Source organism: Paraburkholderia sp. UYCP14C, from assembly GCF_004197395.1.
Classification (GTDB): domain Bacteria; phylum Pseudomonadota; class Gammaproteobacteria; order Burkholderiales; family Burkholderiaceae; genus Paraburkholderia.
Map to the genome: position 1 here is coordinate 1 of NZ_SELS01000054.1, position 24,106 is coordinate 24,106.

Annotated in this window: 19 protein-coding genes and 1 tRNA gene; 15 read left to right on the forward strand and 5 right to left on the reverse strand. The window is 63.3% G+C overall.

Annotated elements, in window-relative coordinates:
- Positions 1–235: 235 nt before the first annotated feature.
- A complete protein-coding gene (locus EVC45_RS33915; RefSeq protein ID WP_013092994.1) occupies positions 236–979 on the reverse strand; it encodes a TIGR00730 family Rossman fold protein in 744 nt (247 codons plus the stop codon).
- Between the two features lies 1 nt (position 980).
- On the opposite strand from EVC45_RS33915, the gene polA reads away from it, so the two are divergent.
- The 3 genes from polA (at position 981) to EVC45_RS33930 (ending at position 6,198) form a co-directional block, all read left to right on the forward strand.
- Positions 981–3,722: a DNA polymerase I gene (gene polA, locus EVC45_RS33920; RefSeq protein WP_129962524.1), complete on the forward strand. Its 2,742-nt coding sequence runs from the start codon at positions 981–983 to the stop codon at positions 3,720–3,722.
- 157 nt (positions 3,723–3,879) lie between these two features.
- Complete coding sequence (locus EVC45_RS33925; protein ID WP_129962525.1) at positions 3,880–5,235, forward strand: NAD(P)/FAD-dependent oxidoreductase; 1,356 nt, start codon at positions 3,880–3,882, stop codon at positions 5,233–5,235.
- Positions 5,236–5,325: 90 nt separating this feature from the next.
- Positions 5,326–6,198: a dienelactone hydrolase family protein gene (locus EVC45_RS33930; protein ID WP_129962526.1), complete on the forward strand. Its 873-nt coding sequence runs from the start codon at positions 5,326–5,328 to the stop codon at positions 6,196–6,198.
- Positions 6,199–6,319: 121 nt separating this feature from the next.
- Here the strand turns inward: EVC45_RS33930 and EVC45_RS33935 are convergent, their stop codons facing one another.
- Positions 6,320–7,189 carry a sulfurtransferase gene (locus EVC45_RS33935; protein WP_129962527.1) on the reverse strand — a complete coding sequence of 290 codons (870 nt, stop codon included), beginning with the start codon at positions 7,187–7,189 and terminating at the stop codon, positions 6,320–6,322.
- Between the two features lie 149 nt (positions 7,190–7,338).
- Positions 7,339–8,445: an aromatic ring-hydroxylating dioxygenase subunit alpha gene (locus EVC45_RS33940; protein ID WP_129962528.1), complete on the reverse strand. Its 1,107-nt coding sequence runs from the start codon at positions 8,443–8,445 to the stop codon at positions 7,339–7,341.
- 320 nt (positions 8,446–8,765) lie between these two features.
- Here EVC45_RS33940 and EVC45_RS33945 point away from each other — a divergent pair, with 320 nt between their 5' ends.
- The 4 genes from EVC45_RS33945 to folE2 all read left to right on the forward strand — a co-directional run bounded on the left by EVC45_RS33945 (position 8,766) and on the right by folE2 (position 12,999).
- Positions 8,766–9,074, forward strand: a complete 309-nt coding sequence (locus EVC45_RS33945) for an exodeoxyribonuclease VII small subunit (RefSeq protein ID WP_129962529.1) — start codon at positions 8,766–8,768, stop codon at positions 9,072–9,074.
- Positions 9,071–9,952 carry a polyprenyl synthetase family protein gene (locus EVC45_RS33950; RefSeq protein WP_129962530.1) on the forward strand — a complete coding sequence of 294 codons (882 nt, stop codon included), beginning with the start codon at positions 9,071–9,073 and terminating at the stop codon, positions 9,950–9,952. The genes EVC45_RS33945 and EVC45_RS33950 overlap by 4 nt, the downstream gene beginning before the upstream one ends.
- Positions 9,953–10,039: 87 nt before the next feature.
- The gene (gene dxs, locus EVC45_RS33955) at positions 10,040–11,947 is read left to right on the forward strand and encodes a 1-deoxy-D-xylulose-5-phosphate synthase (protein ID WP_129962531.1); all 1,908 of its coding nucleotides are present in this window, start codon (positions 10,040–10,042) and stop codon (positions 11,945–11,947) included.
- 245 nt (positions 11,948–12,192) lie between these two features.
- Positions 12,193–12,999 carry a GTP cyclohydrolase FolE2 gene (gene folE2, locus EVC45_RS33960; protein WP_129962532.1) on the forward strand — a complete coding sequence of 269 codons (807 nt, stop codon included), beginning with the start codon at positions 12,193–12,195 and terminating at the stop codon, positions 12,997–12,999.
- Between the two features lie 95 nt (positions 13,000–13,094).
- Here folE2 and tsaD read toward each other — a convergent pair whose 3' ends face one another.
- A complete protein-coding gene (tsaD, locus tag EVC45_RS33965; protein ID WP_129962533.1) occupies positions 13,095–14,123 on the reverse strand; it encodes a tRNA (adenosine(37)-N6)-threonylcarbamoyltransferase complex transferase subunit TsaD in 1,029 nt (342 codons plus the stop codon).
- Between the two features lie 145 nt (positions 14,124–14,268).
- Between tsaD and EVC45_RS33970 the strand changes: the two genes are divergently transcribed.
- The 8 genes from EVC45_RS33970 (at position 14,269) to EVC45_RS34005 (ending at position 23,729) form a co-directional block, all read left to right on the forward strand.
- Complete coding sequence (locus EVC45_RS33970) at positions 14,269–15,486, forward strand: NAD(P)/FAD-dependent oxidoreductase (protein ID WP_129962534.1); 1,218 nt, start codon at positions 14,269–14,271, stop codon at positions 15,484–15,486.
- A gap of 68 nt (positions 15,487–15,554) precedes the next feature.
- Positions 15,555–15,767 (forward strand): 30S ribosomal protein S21, encoded by a 213-nt coding sequence (gene rpsU, locus EVC45_RS33975; protein ID WP_008919901.1) that lies wholly within the window; start codon positions 15,555–15,557, stop codon positions 15,765–15,767.
- Positions 15,768–16,006: 239 nt separating this feature from the next.
- Positions 16,007–16,453: a GatB/YqeY domain-containing protein gene (locus tag EVC45_RS33980; RefSeq protein WP_129962535.1), complete on the forward strand. Its 447-nt coding sequence runs from the start codon at positions 16,007–16,009 to the stop codon at positions 16,451–16,453.
- Positions 16,454–16,573: 120 nt separating this feature from the next.
- On the forward strand, positions 16,574–18,448 hold the full coding sequence (gene dnaG, locus EVC45_RS33985) for a DNA primase (protein ID WP_129962536.1): 1,875 nt from the start codon (positions 16,574–16,576) through the stop codon (positions 18,446–18,448).
- 91 nt (positions 18,449–18,539) lie between these two features.
- Positions 18,540–20,930: an RNA polymerase sigma factor RpoD gene (gene rpoD / locus EVC45_RS33990; protein WP_129962537.1), complete on the forward strand. Its 2,391-nt coding sequence runs from the start codon at positions 18,540–18,542 to the stop codon at positions 20,928–20,930.
- Between the two features lie 152 nt (positions 20,931–21,082).
- Positions 21,083–21,170: transfer RNA gene (locus tag EVC45_RS33995), tRNA-Ile, on the forward strand.
- 206 nt (positions 21,171–21,376) lie between these two features.
- Positions 21,377–21,583 carry a hypothetical protein gene (locus EVC45_RS34000; RefSeq protein WP_129962538.1) on the forward strand — a complete coding sequence of 69 codons (207 nt, stop codon included), beginning with the start codon at positions 21,377–21,379 and terminating at the stop codon, positions 21,581–21,583.
- A gap of 1,003 nt (positions 21,584–22,586) precedes the next feature.
- Positions 22,587–23,729 (forward strand): porin, encoded by a 1,143-nt coding sequence (locus EVC45_RS34005; RefSeq protein WP_129962539.1) that lies wholly within the window; start codon positions 22,587–22,589, stop codon positions 23,727–23,729.
- Positions 23,730–23,864: 135 nt separating this feature from the next.
- On the opposite strand, the gene EVC45_RS34010 is transcribed toward EVC45_RS34005, so the two are convergent.
- Complete coding sequence (locus EVC45_RS34010) at positions 23,865–24,068, reverse strand: hypothetical protein (protein ID WP_373683103.1); 204 nt, start codon at positions 24,066–24,068, stop codon at positions 23,865–23,867.
- Positions 24,069–24,106 lie beyond the last annotated feature (38 nt).

A 24,106-nucleotide genomic window follows, 5' to 3' on the forward strand; every position in this document is an offset into this window, starting at 1 on the left:
TCGGCTCGCGATTTACGCTCCACGCTTCCTCCCCACACCCGGTCGCCCTCGTGCAGTTGCGCTTCACTTCATTCGCTATGACCAGCTTATGGCGGGACTTACACCCGCAGGAGTGCGCCCATGCTGGGCGCACAAACGAAAGCGGGCAGCCCGAAGGCTGCCCGCCATGTGCGCGACCAGATATGTGCGCAATGCCTCGCGTCTCGCGTAACGCGAGGCGCGCAGCGTCATGCGATCACAGGTAGAACATCCGGTCTTCGTCCGACTTGACCGGATGTGCTTCGCCTTCCTCGCGGTCTTCGTAGAACTTGAGCACCGCTTCGAGCACCTGGTCGGGATTGTCGATTACCTGCATCAGATCGATGTCGGTCGGGTTGATCAAACCCATCGGGATCAGCGAGCTCTTGAACCACGCGAGCAGACCCTCCCAGAACTCGGCGCCGACCAGAATGATCGGCACGTGACGCGACTTCTTGGTCTGGATCAACGTGAGCACTTCGGCCAGTTCGTCGAGCGTGCCGAAGCCGCCGGGCATCACGATCACCGCGTCCGAATTCTTCACGAACGTGACCTTGCGCGTGAAGAAATGGCGGAAGCGCAGCGAGATGTCCTGCCACTGGTTGCCCGACTGCTCGTGCGGCAACTCGATGTTCAGACCGACCGACGGCGCCTTGCCCGCATGCGCGCCCTTGTTGGCCGCTTCCATGATGCCGGGGCCGCCGCCGGAGATCACCGCGAAGCCCGCATCCGACAATTTGCGGGCGATCTGCGTGGCGAGTTTGTAGTACGGCGAGTTCGGTTTCAGACGCGCCGAACCATAGATGCTGACCGCCGGCCGAATCTCCGACAGGTACTCGGTCGCCTCGATAAACTCTGCCATAATCGTGAACATCTGCCACGATGCGCGGGCTTTCTTGGCCGTTGCGCGCTCTTGATCTGCGAGCGATCGCAGACTCGGAATCACTTTTCTCTTAGTCATAATGCCTGAAGAACGAAGCCTTGAAGGTAAGACCCTGCTGTTGGTCGACGGTTCGAGTTATCTATACCGGGCCTACCATGCGATGCCCGATCTGCGCGGTCCCGAGGGTGGCCCGACGGGTGCGCTCTACGGGATGATCAACATGCTGCGGCGCATGCGCAAGGAAGTCACAGCAGAGTATAGCGCGTGCGTGTTCGACGCCAAGGGCAAAACGTTTCGCGACGACTGGTATCCGGACTACAAGGCGAATCGTCCGTCAATGCCGGAAGATCTTGCCCGTCAGATCGAGCCGATTCACGTCGCGGTGCGTGCGCTCGGCTGGCCGCTGCTGATGATCGAGCGCGTCGAAGCGGATGACGTGATCGGCACGCTGTGCACCGAGGCGGAAAAGCTCGGCATGAACGTGGTCGTGTCGACCGGCGACAAGGACCTCGCGCAGCTCGTGTCGAACCGGGTCACGCTCGTCAATACGATGACCAACGAAACGCTCGACCGCGACGGCGTGGTCGCGAAGTTCGGCGTGCCGCCGGAGCGCATCATCGATTACCTGTCGCTGATCGGCGATACCGTCGACAACGTGCCGGGCGTCGAGAAGTGCGGCCCGAAAACGGCAGTCAAATGGCTGACGCAATATGACTCGCTCGACGGCATCGTCGAGCATGCGAGCGAGATCAAGGGCGCGGTCGGCGACAATCTGCGCCGCGCGCTGGACTTCTTGCCGATGGCGCGCAAGCTCGTCACGGTCGAGCGTCATTGCGATCTGAATGGTCATCTCGTGTCGATCGAGGAAAGTTTGCCGAGCCGGCCCGAGTCGCGCGAAGAGTTGCGCGACGTGTTCACGCGCCACGGCTTCAAGACGTGGCTGCGCGAAGTCGAAATTGCCGACGCGGTCGAAGGTCCGGAAACCGACGTGCCGCCCGCGCTCGCTGTCGATCACGAGCGCCACTACGAGACCGTGCAGACATGGGAGCAACTCGACGCGTGGCTCGATAAGATCAACGCCGCCGAGCTGACCTCGTTCGATACCGAAACCACCTCGCTCGATCCGATGGTCGCGCAGATCGTTGGCTTGTCGCTGTCGGTCGAGGCGGGCCGCGCCGCGTACGTGCCGCTCGCTCATCGCGGCCCCGACGCGCCGGAACAGCTGCCGCGCGACGAAGTGCTCGCGAAGCTCAAGCCGTGGCTCGAAAGCGCCGAGCGCAAGAAGGTCGGCCAGCATCTGAAGTACGACGAACAGGTGCTTGCGAATTACGGCATCGAAATGCGCGGCGTCGAGCATGACACGCTGCTCGAATCGTACGTGCTCGAATCGCATCGCACGCACGACATGGACAGCCTCGCGCTGCGTCATCTCGGCGTGAAGACGATCAAGTACGAAGAGGTCGCGGGCAAGGGCGCGCAGCAGATCGGCTTCGACGAAGTCGCGCTCGACAAAGCCGCCGAATATGCGGCCGAAGACGCCGACATCACGCTGCGTTTGCATCAGGCCTTGTATCCGCAGATCGCCGCGGAGAAGTCGCTCGACCATGTGTACCGCGAGATCGAAGTGCCGACCTCGCGCGTGCTGCGCAAGATGGAGCGCACCGGCGTGCTGATCGACGCGGAGAAGTTGCGTCAGCAGAGCAGCGAGATCGCCACGCGCCTGATCGAACTCGAGGGTGAGGCGTACGAACTGGCCGGCGGCGAATTCAACCTCGGCTCGCCGAAGCAGATCGGTCAGATTTTCTTCGAGAAGCTCGAACTGCCGGTCATCAAGAAGACGCCGAGCGGCGCGCCGTCCACCGACGAAGAAGTGTTGCAGAAGCTCGCCGAAGACTATCCGCTGCCGAAGATCCTGCTCGAACATCGCGGCTTGTCGAAACTGAAGTCCACCTATACCGACAAGCTGCCGCGCATGGTCAATGCGCAAACCGGCCGCGTGCATACGAACTATGCACAGGCCGTCGCGGTGACGGGGCGGCTCGCGTCGAACGATCCGAACCTGCAGAACATTCCGGTGCGTACCGGCGAAGGCCGGCGCATCCGCGAGGCGTTCATCGCGCCGCCGGGACACAAGCTGGTGTCCGCCGACTATTCGCAGATCGAATTGCGCATCATGGCGCACATCTCCGGCGACGCATCGCTGATGCGCGCGTTCGCGCAGGGCGAGGACATTCACCGTGCCACCGCGTCGGAAATCTTCGGCGTGACGCCGCTCGAAGTGTCGAGCGATCAGCGGCGCGTCGCGAAGGTCATCAACTTCGGGCTCATCTACGGCATGAGCGCGTTCGGCCTCGCGTCGAACCTCGGCATCACGCGCGATGCGGCGAAGATGTATATCGACCGCTACTTCGCGCGCTATCCCGGTGTCGCGCGCTATATGGACGAGACGCGCTTGAGCGCGAAGGCGAAGGGCTACGTCGAAACGGTGTTCGGCCGCCGTCTGTGGCTGCCCGAAATCAACGGCGGCAACGGTCCGCGCCGCCAGGCCGCCGAGCGGGCCGCGATCAACGCGCCGATGCAGGGCACCGCGGCCGATCTCATCAAGATGTCGATGATCGCCGTGCAGAACTGGATCGAAGACTCGAAGATCGGCACGCGCATGATCATGCAGGTACACGACGAACTGATCCTCGAAGTGCCCGACGCTGAGTTGTCCGAAGTCCGCAAGCGCCTGCCAGAACTGATGTGCGGCGTCGCCGCGCTGAAGGTGCCGCTCGTCGCCGAAGTCGGCGCGGGGCTGAACTGGGAGGAGGCGCATTGACATGCCCGTGACACGCGCACGATAACGTCGTGCGCATGTCACACATGGGTTTTGGCGACTTGTGACTTCCCGGGCGGGTCGAGGACAATCGGTTCAGGACGGCGCATTCGTGCGCAGCGTCGCGACAGATAATTCATCGGCTACACGGAGAAGTGCAATGCATCGATTTATCGTCGTTGGCGGAGGAGCGGGAGGGCTGGAACTGGCGACACGCCTTGGCGATCGCTATGGCGTCGACAGGAAGGGGCGCAGCGCGCAGGCCCTGGTCACGCTGGTCGACCGCAATCCCACGCATATCTGGAAGCCGCTGCTGCACGAGGTGGCGGCCGGCAGCATGGACCCGTTCACGCAGGAGCTCGAATACGCTGCGCAGGCGCGCTGGCATGGCTTCGAATTCCAGCAGGGCGAACTGACCGGGCTCGACCGCGCGAACCGGCGTATCACGCTCGGCATCGTGCTCGACGACGACGGCGCCGAACTGCTGCCCGAACGCGAGCTCGAGTACGACACGCTGGTCATCGCGATCGGCAGCACCACGGCCTTCTTCGGCGTCAAGGGCGCGGCCGAATTCTCCATTGCACTCGATACCGTTGGCCAGGCCGAGCGTTTCCGCAAACGCCTGATCGCGGCGTGCATGCGCGCCGAGCATCAGGCGCACGAGCCCGTCGAATCGAGACCGGGACCCGGCACCTGGACGTCCAGCGAGCCGCGCATTCAGGTGGCGATCGTCGGCGGCGGCGCGACGGGGGTCGAGTTGTCGGCGGAGCTGCGCAATACTGCGCAGGTTTTGTCCGCGTATGGCTTGCACAAGCTCGATCCGCGGCATGACGTCGGCATCGTGTTGATCGAGGCCGGTCCGCGCATTCTGCCCGCGTTGCAGGAGCGCGTTTCCACGGCCACCGCCGAACTGCTGACCAAGCTCGGCGTGAAGCTGATGATCGGCGAGACCGTGGCCGAGGTCGCGCCGGGCTACATCCGCACCGCGAGCGACCACACCGTGCGCGCCGATCTGACTGTGTGGGCGGCGGGCATCAAGGCGCCGGCGGTGCTGGGTCAGCTCGACGGCTTGCCGGTCAACCGGCTCGGTCAGCTGGTCGTGCGCCGCACGCTGCAAACGGAAATCGACGACAACGTCTTCGCTCTCGGTGATTGCGCGGCCTGCGAGTGGCCGGGCAACGAGCGCAACGTGCCGCCGCGCGCTCAGGCTGCCCATCAGCAGGCGAGCTTTTTGCTGAAGGCCTTGGCGGCGCGCCTCGACAACAAGCCGCTGCCGGAATTCACCTATCGCGACTTCGGTTCGCTGGTCTCGCTCGGGCACTTCAGCGCGGTCGGCAATCTGATGGGCGGGGTGATCGGCGGCAATATGCTGATCGAAGGTCTGTTCGCGCGTTTCATGTACATGTCGCTGTACCGGCTGCATATCGCGGCGCTGCACGGCTATCCGCGCATGGTGCTCGACACCTTTGCGCACTGGTTGCGCCGTACCACGCTGCCGCGCGTCAAGCTGCACTGACGCGCGCGGACGTTCTCCTCAGTTGAATCTGCAACGGGATGCGCGCAAGGCGTATCCTGTTGCCTCTAACAATTCTTCGAGGAGCGCCACATGCTGAAGCCTGAAGTCGATTGTCTGGTCCCGCACGTTCCCTTCGATCGTCGCACCTTCATCAAGGCGGCGCTGGGCACCGGTTTCGCGGCGGCGGTGCTGCCCGTGTCGGCGCAAACCATCCACACCGACGGCGACGGCCTCGAGGCGGGGGAAGTGGCATTCCATTCGGAAGGCACGCTGATACCGGCCTATCGCGCGCAGCCGAAGGGCCAGACGCATCTGCCGGTGATCCTCGTCGTGCATGAAATCTTCGGCGTGCACGAGCACATCGCCGACGTCTGCCGTCGCGTCGCGAAGCAGGGCTATCTGGCAATCGCACCGAACTTGTACGAGCGCGAAGGCGATCCGACCGTCTACACGAGCATGCAGCAATTAAACGAGCAACTGGTCAGCAAAGTGCCCGACGCGCAGGCGATGGCCGACCTCGACGCGGCCGCCGCGTGGGCCGGCGAAAACGGCGGCGACCTGAACCGGCTCGGTGTGAACGGATTCTGCTGGGGCGGGCGCATTTCGTGGCTGTATGCCGAGCACAATCCGCGCGTGAAGGCGGGGGTCGCCTGGTATGGTCGCGTGACCGGCGCGAAGAATGCGATGACGCCGGCCAATCCTATCGATCTCGTCGCCGACCTGCATGCGCCGGTGCTCGGCCTGTATGGGCGTCAGGATTCAAGCATTCCGCAGGACACGCTCGAGCAGATGAAGCAGGCGATCGCGCAAGGTCCGCAGGCGGGGCGCGGCTCGCAGTTCGTCGTGTACGACGACGCAGGTCACGCGTTTTTCGCCGATTACCGTCCGAGCTACAAGAAGGCCGATGCCGAGGATGGCTGGCGTCGCACGCTCGTGTGGTTCAAGCAGCACGGCGTGGCTTGAGGCGCTGCTCGAAATCTTCGCGGCTCGTTGAGCCAACCATAGATCCGATGAAAAAAAGGCCGTTGCCGCTTTCGAGCGGCAACGGCCTTTTCGTCTGGTTACGACTTGCCGCGGACCGCGCTCAAGGTTGCGCGCCCGTCGCCACCGGCCGTTTCGGATCGGAACTCCATTCGCTCCACGAGCCCGCGTACAACGCTGAACCGTGCAGGCCGGCAACCTCCATCGCGAGCGAATTCACGCATGCAGTCACGCCCGAGCCGCATTGCAGCACGACGTGTTCCGGCGGCGTATCGCCGAGCAGCGCGTGGAATTCCTCGCGCAGTGTGTGCGCCGGCTTGAAGCGGCCGTCGGCGGTCAGGTTGTCTTTGTAGAAGCGGTTCAGCGCGCCCGGGATATGGCCGCCGACGCGATCGAGCGTCTCGTTTTCGCCGCGATAGCGATCGGCCGCGCGCGCATCGACCACGGTCCGCTCCTTCGAGCCGAGATTGCGCTCGAGCGCCTGCACATCGATGGTCACGGCGAGCGGTGCGGCCGCCTTGAAGTCGCCGGTGTTCTGCGCGGGCACGTCCTGCGTCAGCGGTTGGCCGGCTGCTTCCCACGCCTGCAGTCCGCCGTCGAGCAGCGCGACCGCGTCGTGTCCGAGCCAGCGCAACAGCCACCAGACGCGTGCCGCGTACATGCCGCCTTGCGCGTCATAAGCGACGACCTGCTGACCTTGCTTCAGCCCCCGCGACTCCAGCGTTTCGACGAGCCGCGCGCGATCGGGCAGCGGATGCCGTCCGTTCGTGCCGTTCTTCGGCCCGGACAGATCGCGATCGAGATGCAGATAGTGTGCGCCCGGCAGATGGCCGGCCAGCCAGGCTTTCTCGCCTGCCTCGGTATCGGCGAGGTCGAACCGGCAGTCGATCACGAACACGCTGCCCGGGGCGGCCGTGAGCCGCTCGGCAAGATTGGTCGCGGAGATCAGGGTGGTGTAATGAGTGTGGGGCATGGGCGTCTCCTCGATACGGGCGATGACGGCTGCGGGCCGCGCCATTCGCGCGGCTGGCGCATGGCCGGTCTATGTCGGTAGTCTAAACAAAAAAAGACGGGCCGCAGCCCGTCTTTCCTTGAGTCAATGAATGCGCCGCGCGGCGCGCCTCAGATCGTGCCGAGTTCGCGCCGCAAAAACTCGTGGAAGTGCTGCATGCCGTCTTCCATCGGGCTCTGATACGGACCGACCTGCGAGTCACCGCGCTCCATCAGCGCAAGACGGCCGGCGTCCATGCGCTCGGCGATCTCGTCGTCTTCGCGGGCCGTCTCCATGTAGGCGGCGCGCTCGGCTTCGACGAATTCGCGCTCGAACAGCGCGATTTCCTCGGGGTAATAGAACTCCACCACGTTGGTGGTCTTCTGCGGGCCGCGCGGAATCAGCCACGACACGACCAGCACGTGCGGATACCACTCGATCATGATGCCCGGGTAGTACACCATCCAGATCGCGCCGAATTCGGGCGGATTGCCGTCGCGAAAGCGCAGCACCTCGTCGTGCCACTTGCGATACGTCGGGCTACCCGGTTGTTCGAGCGCCTTGTGCACCCCGACCGTCTGCACGCTGTACCATTCGCCGAACTCCCACGTCAGATCGTCGCAATTGACGAAGCTGCCGAGGCCCGGATGGAACGGCGCGACGTGATAGTCCTCCAGATAGACCTCGATGAAGGTCTTCCAGTTGTAGTTGCACTCGTGGACTTCGACGTGATCGAACATGAAGCCCGAGAAGTCGAAGTGGCGCTTGGTGCCGAGGCGTGCGAGATCTTTTGCGACGTCGCGACCTTGGGCCTCGAACAGCAGCCCCTGCCAGTTCTGCAGCGGCGTGGCGCCGAGATTCAGGCACGGGTTGTCGGCGAAATGGGGGGCGCCGAGCAGTTCGCCCTTCAGGTCGTACGTCCAGCGATGCAGCGGGCAGACGATGTTCTGCGTCTGACCGCGGCCGTTGAGCATGATGGCTTGCCGGTGGCGGCACACGTTCGACAGCAGCTCGACTTGCGACTGCTGGTTACGGACGAGTACTCGCCCCTCGCGTTCGCTGGGCAAGGCAAAATAATCCCCCGCTTCGGGCACCATGAGATCGTGGCCGATGTAGCGAGGACCTTTCTTGAAAAGGGTGTCGATTTCGCGCGTAAGAAGCGCTTCGTCAAAGTAAGCCGTGACTGGCAGCTGGCTGTGGACAGACCGCAACTGCAATGCATTGCTCAGATTGGACATTCCCACTCCCGATGAAGACGTGAAAGCAGTGAACAACCCAACCATCGAAGATTCGATTTAGGGAGCCCGCGATTATACCCGTTTCCCTGTGGCAGGGGCACTTAAGTCCCTGATTTGGGTTAAAAATGTCAAGAAAGTTCGGCATTTTCGCCGCAGACCTCGCGCTTTTTTTCTGCGAGACTTCAGGGTCGAAGCGGGGCAAAGGTGGGCATCGGACACGCTCGAAGCGAGGCGGCACGGCGGGGTGCAGGCTGGCGAGCGGATCGAAAATGTCGCTTTTGCCGTAGAATGTCCGACTTGTTTTAATTTTGCGACTATTCATGGCGAAGACCGCATCGAACGATTCCGCCGCCGCGCCAGCCGAAAGCGGCGATAGCGCGCCGCTGCCGGCGAACTACGAGGCCGCGCAGGCGGAGCTGGAAGAGCTCGTCGGGCGCATGGAAGGCGGCAGCCTGAGCCTCGAGGAATCGCTGGCCGCGTACCGTCGCGGGGCGGCACTTGTCGCATTCTGTCAACAGCAGCTCGAAAAGGTCGAGCAGCAGGTGAGGGTCCTCGATGGCGAGACCCTCAAGCCGCTGCCCATGAATACCGCAGGCACAGCCGCGACTGAGAGCGGGGACGACCTATGACATTCGAACAATGGACGCGCTCGGTGCTCGAACGCGTCGAAACGGCGCTGGAACACTATCTGCCGGCCGAGACGACCGAACCCGCCAGGCTGCACGAGGCGATGCGCTATGCGGTGCTCGGTGGCGGCAAGCGGGTGCGGCCGTTGCTGTGCCACGCGGCCGGCGAGCTGACCGGTGTGCGCGCCGATTGCCTCGATGCGGCGGCGGCGGCGCTGGAAATGATCCACGTGTACTCGCTCGTGCACGACGACATGCCATGCATGGACGACGATGCGCTGCGTCGTGGCAAGCCGACGGTCCACGTTAAGTATGACGAAGCGACCGCGCTGCTGGTCGGCGACGCGCTGCAGTCGCAGGCATTCGTGGCGCTGACGTCCGGGGTGCTGGGCGTGGCGCAGCAGGCGTCGCTCGTGCGCGAACTTGCGCTCGCAAGCGGCTCGATCGGCATGTGCGGCGGCCAGGCCATCGACCTGGCTAGCGTCGGCCATACGCTGACCCGCCCGCAGCTCGAGACCATGCATCGCATGAAGACCGGTGCGCTGCTGCGCGCGGCCGTGCGCATGGGCGCATTGGCCGGCGAGACGCCGGACGCGCAGGCTCTGGCTTCGCTCGACGCCTACGCCGCCGCGGTCGGCCTCGCGTTTCAGGTCGTCGACGACATTCTCGACGTCACGACCGATTCCGCAACGCTCGGCAAGACCGCTGGCAAGGACGCGAAGGACGGCAAGCCGACCTACGTGTCGATTATCGGGCTCGACGCGTCGCGCGCGCTCGCTGCGCAATTGCGCAGCGACGCGCACGCCGCGCTTGCACCGTTCGGCGCTCGCGCGCAGCGTCTTGCCGAACTGGCCGACCTGGTGGTGAACCGGGTCAGCTGAACGCGAAAGCCCGCCGCCGCGCACCCTCCATCCCCGGGGTGCATGTATGAAGTGCGGGCGCGTAAGTTTTCCTACAATGGAACGACGATGTACGACTTGCTGAAAACCATCGACGACCCGGCAGCCCTGCGCCGCCTCGATCGCCGCCAATTGCAACCGCTTGCCGACGAGTTGCGCGCCTTTGTGCTCGACAGCGTATCGCAGACGGGCGGCCATCTCTCGTCCAACCTCGGCACGGTCGAATTGACCATCGCGCTGCATTACGTGTTCGATACGCCGCACGACCGGATCGTCTGGGACGTCGGCCATCAGACCTATCCGCACAAGATCCTGACCGGTCGTCGCGAGCAGATGCACACGCTGCGTCAGTTGGGCGGCATCTCGGGCTTCCCGAAACGCGACGAATCGGAATACGACACCTTCGGCACCGCGCACTCGAGCACGTCGATTTCGGCCGCGCTCGGCATGGCGGTCGCGAGCAAGCTGCAGGGTGACAACCGTATGGGCATCGCCGTGATCGGCGACGGCGCGATGACGGCCGGCATGGCCTTCGAGGCCATGAATAACGCGGGCGTCGAAGACGACGTGCCGCTGCTCGTGATCCTCAACGACAACGACATGTCGATCTCGCCGCCGGTTGGCGCGCTCAATCGCCATCTCGCGCGTCTGATGTCGGGTCGGTTCTATGCGGCCGCTCGCGCGGGCGTCGAGCGCGTGCTGCGCGTCGCACCGCCGGTGCTCGATCTCGCGCGCAAGCTCGAGGAGCACGCGAAGGGCATGATCGTGCCGGCCACGCTGTTCGAGGAATTCGGCTTCAACTACATCGGACCGATCGACGGTCACGATCTCGATTCGCTGATCCCGACGCTGCAAAACATCAAGGAACTGCGCGGGCCGCAATTCCTGCACGTCGTGACGAAGAAAGGCCAGGGCTACAAGCTGGCCGAGGCCGATCCGGTGCTGTACCACGGTCCGGGCAAGTTCAACCCGGCCGAGGGCATCAAGCCGGCCGCGACGCCGTCGAAGAAGACCTACACGCAGGTGTTCGGCGAGTGGCTGTGCGATGCGGCCGAGCTCGACTCGCGCGTGGTCGGTATCACGCCGGCGATGCGTGAAGGCTCGGGCATGGTCGAGTTCGAAAAGCGTTTCCCGGATCGTTACTTCGATGTCGGCATCGCCGAACAGCACGCGGTGACGTTCGCGGGCGGCCTCGCCGCCGACGGCATGAAGCCGGTCGTCGCGATCTATTCGACGTTCCTGCAACGCGCATACGACCAGCTGATTCACGACGTCGCGCTGCAAAACCTGCCGGTGGTGTTCGCCATCGATCGCGCGGGTCTCGTCGGCGCGGACGGCGCGACGCACGCGGGCGCATACGACCTCGCGTTCATGCGTTGTATTCCGAACATGACCGTGATGGCGCCGTCGGACGAAAACGAGTGCCGGCAGATGCTGTACACCGCGTTGCAGCAGTCGCATCCGACCGCGGTGCGCTATCCGCGCGGCGCGGGCACCGGTGTCGCCACCGTCAAGCAGATGATCGCGTTGCCGCTCGGCAAGGGCGAAGTGCGTCGCGAGACCTCGGCACCGGCCGGCAAGCGCATCGCGATTCTCGCGTTCGGCACGATGGTCGCGCCGTCGCTCGCGGCCGCCGAGCAACTCGATGCCACCGTCGCGAACATGCGCTTCGTAAAGCCGCTCGACACCGAACTCGTGCGCAAGCTGGCCGAGACGCACGACGCAATCGTCACGGTCGAGGAAGGCAGCATCATGGGTGGCGCGGGTTCGGCCTGCGTCGAAGCCCTGCTCGCAGCTGGGGTTATGCGCCCCGTACTACAATTGGGCCTCCCCGACCGGTTCATCGATCATGGGGATCCGGCCAAGCTGCTCGCCGCGTGCGGTCTCGACGCCGCGGGTATCGCCCGGTCGATCCGCGAACGCTTCCTCGCGAGCGGCGCGGTCGGCGCACAGTCGTCGGTGAAGCGCGTCGCGTAAAGCGCGGTCGCACGGTCGTGCCGCCGTAGGCGCGATCCATGCCGCCGTCATGCGACGGCGGCTTCGGCAATCTCCAGTTTGAACCGACGGGCGATGCGGCCCGTCACCCAACGCCGGCGCAGCCGGCGTTCGCCGTTGCGCGCGCTGATTCGCACGACGGCTGGGCGGCTCGAACTCACTGCGCGATAGTCGCCGAGGCAGCGAGACGTTGGCGCAGCCCGGCGCTTTCCAGAAAGGACAAAAGAATGAATCAGATGAATCCCGCCTTCGTGATGCCCGACGTGCAAAGCACCCCCGACACGCGCCAGATTCCGATCCAGCGGGTCGGCGTGAAGGGCGTGCGCCATCCGTTGACGGTTCGCACGCACGCCGGCGAAGTGCAGCCGACGGTCGGCACGTGGAATCTCGACGTGCATCTGCCGGCCGAGCAGAAGGGCACGCACATGTCGCGCTTCGTCGCATTGCTCGAGGAGAACAAGGCGCCGCTCGAACCGGCCACGTTCCGCAAGATGCTCGCGGCTATGCTCGAAAAGCTCGAGGCCGAAGCGGGCCGCATCGAAGTGTCGTTCCCGTACTTCGTGAACAAGACCGCACCGGTGTCGGGCGTGCAGAGCCTGCTCGACTACGAAGTCACGCTGACGGGCGAGACCCGCCAAGGCGCAACGCGGCTGTTCCTGAAGGTGCTGGTGCCGGTCACGAGCCTGTGCCCATGCTCGAGGAAGATCTCGCAGTACGGCGCGCACAACCAGCGCTCGCACGTGACGATCGACGCCGAGCTGATCGGCGACGTCGCAGTGGAAGAGTTGATCCGTATCGCCGAGGAAGAAGCGTCGTGCGAGCTGTGGGGCCTGCTCAAGCGCCCGGACGAGAAGTTAGTCACCGAGCGCGCGTATGAAAATCCGAAGTTCGTCGAGGACCTGGTGCGCGACGTCGCGCAGCGTCTGAACGCCGATGAGCGCATCGTCGCGTACGTGCTCGAAGCCGAGAATTTCGAGTCGATTCACAATCACAGCGCTTACGCGGTGATCGAGCGGGACAAGCGCCTCGTCTGATATGTTCCCGGTCGCCCCCCGCGGTTTCGTTGCGGGAGCATCGAAGCAAAAAAAGCCGCTTTAACAGCGGCTTTTTGTCGTCTTGCGGCGTTGGCTCAGTGCGCGAGCGAAGTCAGATCCCAGCGCGGCTTCACGGTGAACGCGTAGTCGTTGCCGGCCTGCTCGGGCCAGCGTTGCAGGCGTAGCGCACCGGCCAGCGCGATCATCGCGCCGTTGTCCGTGCATAGCGACAGGTCGGGGTAGTGCACGAAGAAATTGCGCTTTTGCGCGGCGGCCGACAGCGCTTCGCGCAACTGCCGGTTCGCTCCGACGCCGCCCGCCACTACCAGCCGGTTCAGCTTCGTGCGCTTGAGCGCCGCGAGTGATTTCGCGGCCAGCACTTCGACGGCCGCATCGACGAAACCGCGCGCGAGATCGGCCTTGGCCTGCTCGCAGATGTTCGCGCCGCCGAGCCGGTTCGCGTGCGTGAGCACGGCGGTCTTCAGGCCGCTGAAGCTGAAATCGAGGTCGCCGGAATGCAGCATCGGGCGCGGCAGCACGACCGCGCCGGGGGTGCCGAACTCGGCCATGCGCGAAACTTCGGGGCCCCCCGGATAGCCGAGGCCCAGCAGCTTGGCGGTTTTGTCGAAGGCTTCGCCGGCGGCGTCGTCGAGGGTTTCGCCGAGCGTCTCGTAGACGCCGACGTCCGTCACGCGCATCAATTGCGTATGTCCGCCCGATACCAGCAGCGCGACGAACGGGAACGGCGGTGGCTCGTCGACGAGCAACGGCGACAGCAGATGCCCTTCGAGATGGTGAATGCCGACGGTCGGCTTGTTCCACGCCATCGCCAGCGAATTGGCGACACTCGCGCCCACCAGCAGCGCGCCCGCGAGCCCAGGCCCTTGCGTGTAAGCGATCGCGTCGATGTCGCCGCGCGCGACGCCGGCGCGCTCCATCACCTCTTCGAGCAGCGGCAGCGCGCGGCGGATATGGTCGCGCGATGCCAGCTCCGGCACGACGCCACCGTACTCCCGATGCATCGCAATCTGCGAATGCAGCGCGTGCGCGAGCAGGCCGCGCTCCGTGTCGTAGAGCGCGAGACCGGTTTCGTCACAGGAGCTTTCGATGCCGAGAACGAGCATGATGAATCGCTTGAGACGAACGCGCGCGACGCGCGTCCGAAAGTGAAAGGTAAGCCTCAAAGTATAGCAGCGCGGACCAGCAGGCGCAGGCGGCCGGCAAAGCGCGGGCCGGGGCACGAGGGCCCGGCAGGTACAATGCGGCCCCATGGAATCCTTTGATATCGCGGTCATCGGCGCGGGCGCGGCCGGCATGATGTGCGCGGCGGTGGCCGGCCAACTCGGCCGGCGCGTGGCGCTGATCGACCACTCGCAACGTCTCGCGGAAAAAATCCGCATTTCTGGCGGTGGCCGCTGCAACTTCACGAATCTGTATGCGGGGCCGGCCAATTATCTGTCGGCGAATCCGCATTTTTGCCGCTCGGCGCTCGCGCGCTATACGCCGCGCGATTTCATGGCGCTGCTGAAGCAGCATCGCGTGACCTGGCACGAGAAGCACAAGGGCCAGCTGTTCTGCGACCAGTCGAGCGACGCGGTCATCGACGTGCTGAAGAACGAGTGCGACGCCGGTGGGATTGCATGGCGCACGCCGCTGTCCGTCGAAGAAGTGCGCCAGGACGCCGAAGGGCGGTTCCTGCTCGACACGGCGACCGGCACGATCGCAGCCCGGGCGCTCGTGATCGCGACGGGCGGTCTGTCGATCCCGAAGATCGGCGCGACCGATTTCGCGTACCGGATCGCCAAGCAGTTCGGCCACAAGTTGATCGACACGCGTCCCGCGCTGGTGCCGCTGACCTTCGCTCCGGCCGACTGGGAGCCGTTCGCGGCGCTGTCGGGTGTGTCGCTCGAAGTACAGCTGTCGACTGGCAATAAAAAGACCGGCACCGAGTTCACCGAGGATCTGCTGCTCACGCACCGCGGCCTGTCGGGCCCAGGCGTGCTGCAGATCTCGAGCTACTGGCAGCCGGGCGAGCCGATTCACATCAATCTGCTGCCGGAGCGCGACGCCGCGGCCGCCCTCATCGACGCGAAAAACGGCACCAGGCGGCAGATCGCCAATCTGCTATCCGAATGGGTGCCGCAGCGGCTCGCGCATGTGTGGCTCGACACGCATCAGGTGGCCGCCGAGGCCCGAGTCGCCGATCTGCCGGACAAGACGCTGCGCCGCATCGGTGAGGCGCTGTCGCGCTGGACGCTCACGCCGAACGGCACTGAGGGTTATCGCAAGGCCGAAGTGACGCGCGGCGGTGTCGATACGCGCGGTCTGTCGTCGACGACGATGATGAGCGCGCGGGTGCCGGGCCTGTACTTCATCGGCGAGGCGGTCGACGTGACTGGCTGGCTCGGCGGCTACAACTTCCAGTGGGCATGGGCGTCGGGTGTCGCGGCGGGCGAGGCCGCCGCCGAGTATGCCCGGGGGGCTTGACGGCGCAATGGCTTTGTGAGAAAGCTCTGCTATACTCCTGAACCTTTACAAAGTTCCGTTATTGAAAAATGACGACCATCCGCGTAAAAGACAATGAGCCGTTCGAAGTCGCCATGCGCCGTTTCAAGCGCACCATGGAGAAAAACGGCTTACTGACGGAACTTCGCGCTCGCGAGTTTTACGAGAAGCCCACAGCTGAACGCAAGCGCAAGAAAGCGGCGGCGGTGAAGCGTCATTTCAAGCGTCTGCGTGGCCAGATGCTGCCAAAGAAGCTCTACTGATTCTGATGTTGCCGCACTCCGCTTCGCACGGCGCGGCAGCATCCAAGCCGATGGCGGCACGACAGGTGTCATCACGGCAAACCCGGCCCATCGGGCCAGCCGGCAAGGTCGCATCCACTACGCACATTGCGCCAACCCGCTTGAGGAAGAAGTCCCAAGCGGGTTTTCGTGCTGATGCGCCGGTATCGCCGCCGTCGACCGGCCGGTTTTTCAACTTTTCAACGCAATTCAGGTGAGTGATGAGTCTCAAGGACCGGATCAACGACGAAATGAAAGCTGCCATGCGGGCGCGCGAGACCGAGCGTCTCGGTACGATTCGCCTGCTGCTAGCCGCGATCAAGCAGCGTGAAGTCGATGAGCGGGTCACGCTCGACGATGCCGGCATAACCGCCGTCGTCGACAAGATGATCAAGCAGCGCAAGGATTCGATCAGCCAGTTCGAGGCCGCCGGACGCACGGATCTCGCGGACAAGGAAAAGGCCGAGCTGGCCATTCTTTCCGCGTACATGCCCGAGCAGATGTCCGAAGCGGAAATCGTTGCCGAAGTGCAGGCGGCGGTCGCACAGACCGGCGCGGCCGGCCCGCAGGACATGGGCAAGGTGATGGGCGTGCTGAAGCCGAAGCTGGCCGGCCGCGCCGACATGACCGCGGTCTCGGCACAGGTCAAGGCTGCGCTCGCGAAGTAACTCTGTCGGTTTGTCCGGGTCGCGCGCGCCTCGCGAAGGCGACGCGCGGGGGCCCGGTCGCGGTGTCGAGCCCGGACTCCGGGCTTGGATTTTGAAGCTTTCCAGGCAGCGTCATTTACTGTGATCCCACCGTCATTCCTGCAGGACCTGCTCAACCGCGTCGATATCGTCGACGTGGTCGGCCGGTATGTGCAGCTGAAAAAGGGCGGCGCGAACTTCATGGGGCTGTGCCCGTTTCACAACGAGAAGAGCCCCTCGTTTACGGTTAGTCCGACTAAACAGTTTTATCACTGCTTCGGCTGCGGTGCGCATGGTACGGCCATCGGCTTCCTGATGGAACACGTGGGCGCGTCGTTTCCCGAAGCGGTCAACGAGCTCGCGCAATCGGTGGGTCTCACCGTGCCGAACGAGCCGTCGCCCGGATATGGCGGTGGTGGCGGTGCTGGCGGCGGCTACGCGCCGGCGGCATCGAAGGCCGTCACCACGGCGCTGTCCGATCTCATGCAGACCGCCTGCGACTACTACCGTAAGCAGCTGCGCGGTGCGCCGGGCGCGATCCAATATCTGAAGAAGCGCGGCCTGACCGGCGAAATCGCCGCGCGCTTCGGTCTCGGCTATGCGCCCGAAGGCTGGCAAAACCTCGAAGCGGCATTTCCGAACTATCGCGACGACGCACTAGTCGAGGCGGGTCTCGTGATCGTCAGCGAAAAGTCCGACGCGCAGGGTCAGAACCGCCGCTACGACCGCTTCCGCGAGCGGATCATGTTCCCGATCCGCAACGTCAAAGGGCAGGTGATCGGCTTCGGCGGCCGCGTGCTCGACGGCGGCGAGCCGAAGTATTTGAATTCGCCCGAAACGCCGCTATTTAACAAGGGCAGCGAGCTGTACGGGCTGTTCGAGGCGCGTCTTGCAATTCGGGAGCAGCATTACGTGCTGGTCGTCGAAGGTTATATGGACGTGGTCGCGCTGGCCCAATTGGGCTTCCAGAACGCGGTCGCGACCCTCGGAACCGCTTGCACGCCGATTCATGTGCAGAAACTGATGCGCCAGACCGACACGGTCATCTTCAGTTTCGACGGCGACTCGGCCGGCCGGCGCGCCGCGCGTCGCGCGCTGGACGCGTGTCTGCCGCATGCCGCCGACAACCGGACGATCCGTTTCCTGTTCCTGCCGACCGAGCACGATCCCGACAGTTACGTGCGCGAGTTCGGCACCGAGGCTTTCGCCGAGCAGGTCGAACGGGCGATGCCGCTGTCGCAATTCATGCTCAACGAGGTGCTGACCGGCAAGGAGCTCGATCAGCCCGAAGGCCGGGCCCGCGCGCTGTTCGACGCGAAACCGCTGCTGCAGGCGTTGCCGGCCAATGCGCTGCGCGCACAGATCATGCATATGTTCGCGGACCGGCTCGACGTACCGTTCAGCGAAGTCGCGGCGCTGTGCGAGGTCGACGCGCGGATCGCGGCCGCGGCGCGCGAGGCGCCGGCCCGCAAGGACCGGCGCAGCGTGACCGGCATCGAGGAAAAGACGCTGCGCAATCTGGTGATGTATCCGCGCACGGTCGCGATGCTCGACGAGGAGGCCGAAGAGGCGCTGCTCACCGTGACCCGGCACGGCGAACTGTTCGCCGAAGTGACGACGCACGCGCGAGCCCTCGGCGATTCGGCGGCGTTCCAGTTGTTGTCCGATCTCTTGCGAAATGGCGCGAACGCCCCAACTTTCGAGGAAATCTTTCGCAAAATTCTAGACTATGATGAAAACGTCCGGGATTTGCTGCTGAAAGACCCGCAGGACGCGGCCGTCATCGAGGAACGGCGCGAGCAGGAACGAATTGTCGGCGAGGAGCTGAAGGCCGCGATTTTGAAGATGCGATACGACGCTTATTGCGATCGTCTCGAGCAGCTTTCGCGACAGTCCCGGCATACACCGGAAGAATTTGCCGAGTTTTCGGAGCTCAACCGGAAGCGGGCCGACATGAAGCGTCAACTCGGGCTGTAGCCGGGAGGCCAAAACCTCGGGTGGTATAATCAAAAGTTTCTAGCGGTTTGTTTTTTCAAGGGTTTTCCTAGCAAAGGCGAAAGGCGATGCGATGGCAAAGACGACAGGCGGAAATCAGGCAACAGGCTCACGCGCGAAAGAGCGCACCGGAAAAGTTACCGAAGCCAAGCTGACTGCATCCGCCAGAAGGACGTCTTCCGTTAGCGTTGCACCGTCTACCGGGAAGAAGTCGTCGACCACTGCGGCCGCGCAGGCCGCACCGGTTCGGGCGGCGAAAGCTGTAGCACCGCCGGCTGCCAAGCGGGCGGGTATCAGAGGCGCAAGGGAAGCGGCTGCCGATGAGGACGATTCGGCAGCGCGCGTGACTTCAGTATCCACGGTTCATCCGGCTGTTGTCCAACAGCCGGGGGTCGAGACTACAGCCGGTACGGCGAACTCCATGACGAAAAAGCTGAATGAAGTACCCGTCGATGACGATGCAACCCAGACCGAAGAAACCGCTGCCGCCGCACCGGGCAAGGTGGAAAAGGTCAAGGCTCGCGACCGTCGTGCCAAGGAAAAAGCGCTGCTGAAGGATGCGTTCGCGTCGTCTCAGCCGGGCACGATGGAGGAACTCGAAGAGCGTCGCTCGAAGCTGCGCGCGCTGATCAAGCTCGGCAAGGAGCGCGGGTTCCTCACGTACGCCGAAATCAACGATCACCTGCCGGACAACTTCACCGAGACCGAGGCGATCGAAGGTATCATCAGCACGTTCAACGACATGGGCGTGGCGGTCTACGAACAGGCCCCCGATGCCGAAACGCTGCTGCTCAACGACAACGCGCCGGCGGCTTCGTCGGACGATGAAGTCGAAGAGGAAGCCGAAGTCGCGCTGTCCACCGTCGACTCCGAATTTGGCCGCACCACCGATCCCGTGCGTATGTACATGCGCGAAATGGGCACGGTCGAGCTGCTCACGCGCGAAGGCGAAATCGAAATCGCCAAGCGCATCGAAGACGGCTTGAAGCACATGGTGATGGCCATCTCCGCGTGCCCGACCACGATCGCCGACATCCTCGCGATGGCCGAGCGCGTCGCCAACGACGAAGTGCGCATCGACGAACTCGTCGACGGTCTGATCGACGCCGACGCGGAAGATGCCGACGGCTTCTCCGCGCAGGAAGCGGAGGCGATCGAGAACGAAGACGAGGAAGCCGAGGAAGAGGACGAAGAGGACGAGGAAGAAGACGATGGCGCGGCACAAGCCACCGCTAACGCCGCGCAGCTCGAAGCGCTGCGGCGTGCGTCGCTCGAAAAATTCGCCTCGATCAGCGAATGGTTCGACAAGATGCGTCGCGCGTTCGAGAAGGAAGGCTACAAGTCCAAGTCCTACCTGAAGGCGCAGGAAACCATCCAGAACGAGCTGATGACGATCCGCTTCACCGCGCGCACCGTCGAGCGTCTGTGCGACACGTTGCGTGCGCAGGTGGATGAAGTGCGCCAGGTCGAGCGTCAGATCCTGCATACGGTCGTCGACAAGTGCGGCATGCCGCGCGCGGAATTCATCGCGCGTTTCCCGGGCAGCGAGACGGACCTCGAATGGGCCGACAAGATCGTCGCCGAGGGGCATGCGTATAGCGCGATCCTCACGCGCAACATTCCGGCCATCCGCGAACAGCAGCAGCGTCTGCTCGATCTGCAGGCGCGCGTGGTGCTGCCGCTGAAGGACCTGAAGGAAACCAACCGTCAGATGGCGGCCGGCGAACTGAAGGCGCGCCAGGCGAAGCGCGAGATGACCGAGGCGAACCTGCGTCTCGTGATCTCCATCGCGAAGAAGTACACGAACCGCGGTCTGCAGTTCCTCGACCTGATTCAGGAAGGCAACATCGGCCTGATGAAGGCGGTGGACAAATTCGAATACCGTCGCGGCTACAAGTTCTCCACGTATGCGACGTGGTGGATTCGCCAGGCCATCACGCGTTCGATCGCCGACCAGGCGCGCACGATCCGCATTCCGGTTCACATGATCGAAACGATCAACAAGATGAACCGCATCTCGCGTCAGATCCTGCAGGAAACCGGTCTCGAGCCGGATCCGGCAACCCTGGCCGAGAAGATGGAAATGCCGGAAGACAAGATCCGCAAGATCATGAAGATCGCGAAGGAGCCGATCTCGATGGAAACGCCGATCGGCGACGACGACGATTCCCATCTGGGCGACTTCATCGAAGACACGAACACGGTCGCCCCGGCGGATGCGGCGTTGCACGCGAGCATGCGCGACGTCGTGAAGGATGTACTCGACTCGCTGACGCCGCGCGAAGCGAAAGTGTTGCGCATGCGTTTCGGTATCGAGATGAGCACCGATCACACGCTCGAAGAAGTCGGCAAGCAGTTCGACGTGACGCGCGAGCGGATTCGACAGATCGAAGCGAAGGCGCTGCGCAAGCTGCGTCATCCGAGTCGTTCGGACAAGCTGAAGTCGTTCCTCGAAGGGAATTGACCGCGGCGGCCGCGGCTGGCCGCAAATGATGCGATCAAAGGGGCCTCCCGGTCGTTTCGCAGAAGCGAAGCGGTTGCGGAGGCCCCTTTTTCGTGTAGTATGTCGGCCAATCGACGAAACGGCCCGGCCTTCACGACCGGGTCTTTTTTCTTGGGCTGGACGCCGTGTTGGTTGCAGGCAGTGGACTCATAATCCACCTCCGAAAGGACATCGTGGGTTCGAACCCCACCCGGCCCACCAAAGTATCGAGAAAAGGGTTCCGAATTCCGGAACCCTTTTTGTTTTTGGGCGACCAGTAAGCTGGCTCGACTGGGCGGCCCAGCGCACAGAATGGGCGCCCACGCGCCAGTACTCTCGTTTCAAGTCGGGGCGGAATCTTTTCTCCATAGCGGCATGTTGTTTGCTGTGAGTCGGCTTCCACACCCTATCTAATAACGAGAACTATCATGCGAACCGACCACACCGCCGCTGAGCTAGCCCAGCCACAACCCCTGCCACGCTCGTCGCTCGACGACGCCAACGAAACCCTGTCGCAGCCTCCAGTGCGAGCGCTGACGCGGATCGCATTCTGCTTCGCATGGCTATTCGGGCTGGAGCCGTTTCTCGCGACACCGTCCGATGATCCGCGGGACTCGCGCCGGGGGCGTCACTGAGCCGTCGGGCGCTGCAAATTCCGTTTCGCGTCAGCGCAACTTCTACAGGTGGCGTCGCGGGGGCGATCTACGACGCGCAGTGCTGGCGCGCCACACGTAAACACAATGAACGATTGCGCGTAATCAGGGAAACTCCGTGTGAAACCGGGCGCAGCCCCCGCCATTAATTGAATTAGGCAGGCTTGTTGATGCGCACCGTCCGCTTTCGACGCGGGGCTTCGTCGCGCGGCGGCTGGCGCCGCAATTTACTTCCGGGCAACGCCTGTGCTGAAGGCTTCGTCGAGCCGCGTACGGATTTTTTTAAGACCTGAGAGAAGGCGCTGGGTAAAAGAAAAATCAGGAGACCGCCGCAATGGCGGCTTCTCAATAGTGGGTGCTGATTCGGCTCGGCGGGCTAGGACCGTTGTGCTGCGTGGGAGCGGCAGCAATTGCCTGCGTCGGCTACTAGAGATTACGCAAATAAATCGTCTTAATGGCTCCACGAATTAATCGCCTCGCGGAAAAACGATTAATTGTCGGCTCACGCCGGAGAGACTGCATTAACTAAATTAAGTTCCGGCGATCGCAAAATAAATTGTAGACGACGCGAAAACCATCGCTTCAACCATTCGATTACAAAAAATATCGACGGTCTTTTCGTCAATTTGCTCCGACCCGATTACGTCACGTGTATTAAAGGACCGTTGCAAACGCACAACTTTGAATATTGACACGTTGCAAATTCGTTTTGGCTGGAACAGGTGATCCGGCACTTGGATTTTGCAGTAAACGTTGGAAAAACAAGGAGTTATCCCCATCGGCTCCAGCATTGTTGCGAATTTCGAAAAATCCTGTTGCGTGAATTATCGGCGCCGCTACCAGGGTGTCCCCCTACACTCACGCTTCGCTTCAAGGGTGCCCGGTCGATCCCAACGGTTCGGCCAAGCGGGCGGTGGCAGATGCGATGCATCGGCTGCTGAGGCAGGTCCTGCTCCCCGTCTAAATTTTTCGAATTGGAGTTCCCATGAAAAAGAGTCTCATCGTCGTTGCGGCTGCCGCATCGTTCGCTTCGGTTGCTCACGCACAAAGCAGCGTGACCCTGTACGGTCTGCTCGACGCAGGTCTGACGTACACCAGCAACGTGGCAGGCAGCTCCAAGTGGGCAGCAGGTAGCGGCGGCATCAACCAGAGCATGTTCGGCCTGCGTGGCTCGGAAGATCTGGGCGGCGGTCTGAAGGCAATTTTCACGTTGGAAAGCGGCTTCAACATCAACAACGGTAAGTTCGCTAACAACAACGGCATGTTCAACCGTCAGGCGTACGTCGGTCTGTCGAGCGCGCAATTCGGTACGGTCACGCTGGGTCGCCAGTACGACGCATCGCAAGACTACCTCGCACCGCTGACCGCAACGGGCAGCTGGGGCGGCACGTACTTCGCGCACCCGTTCAACAACGACAACCTGAACACCAACGGTGGTCTGTCGGTCAACAACTCGGTCAAGTACTCGAGCGCTAACTACGCCGGCTTCACGTTCGGCGGCACGTACGGCTTCTCGAACCAGGCTGGCGGCTTCGCAAACAACCGTCAGTACAGCTTGGGCGCCGCGTACCAGTGGCAAGGCCTGCACCTCGGTGCTGCCTACGTTCAGCAAAACAACCCGGCTGCTAACACCAGCGGCGCGTCGGACGGCGTTCTGGCGAACAGCGCGGGCGTTCTGACCGGCAACTTCCGCCAGCGTCAGTTCGGCGCAGGCGCTTCGTACGGCTTTGGCCCGGCGCTGGTCGGCGTGGCCTGGACGCAATCGCGCGTCGACAACCTGGTTGGTGCAGCACCTGGTCAGCGTCAAGGCCACACCAACAACTACGAAATCAACGGCAAGTACAACGTGACCCCGGCTATGGCTCTCGGCATCGCGTACACGTTCACCGACGCAAACGGCTACGGCGTCAACGCCGACGGTAACGACATGAAGACCCGTTACCACCAGATCGGCCTGCAGGCTGACTACTCGCTGTCGCGTCGCACGGACGTCTACGCTCAGGCTGTGTACCAGCACGCAATGGGCGACGGCGGCGTGGCTTCGATCTACAGCGGCGACAACACGGTTCCGACCTCGTCGTCGAAGAACCAGACGGCTGCTACGGTCGGTCTGCGTCACCGCTTCTAAGCTTTAGCAGAAGCTGCCTGTAGTACGAAAAGGTGCCGTTCGCGGCACCTTTTTTTATGCGCGCGGCAGACCGGTAAGCCGGTTTCCGTACGCTAGGCGGAAAAACGGGCGTTCCTGGGGACGCCCGTTTTGCCATCACGACGTGGAACGATCCAGAAAATCGTCCCTAGACCGAGCGCAACGCCGGTCTGGTTGTCGCGGCCCGGCGTTTCGACCGAGGATGCGCCCGTACTCGGCCAATGCGACGAACGTGTAGCGATAGCCGCTGCCGACCTGACCGGAGCCGATCGCCGCATTGGACATGTGGTCGTCGTACGCGGCGCCCGTCAGCGTCGACACACGCGTGGCCTGTCATCCATATGACAAAAGTTGACTTT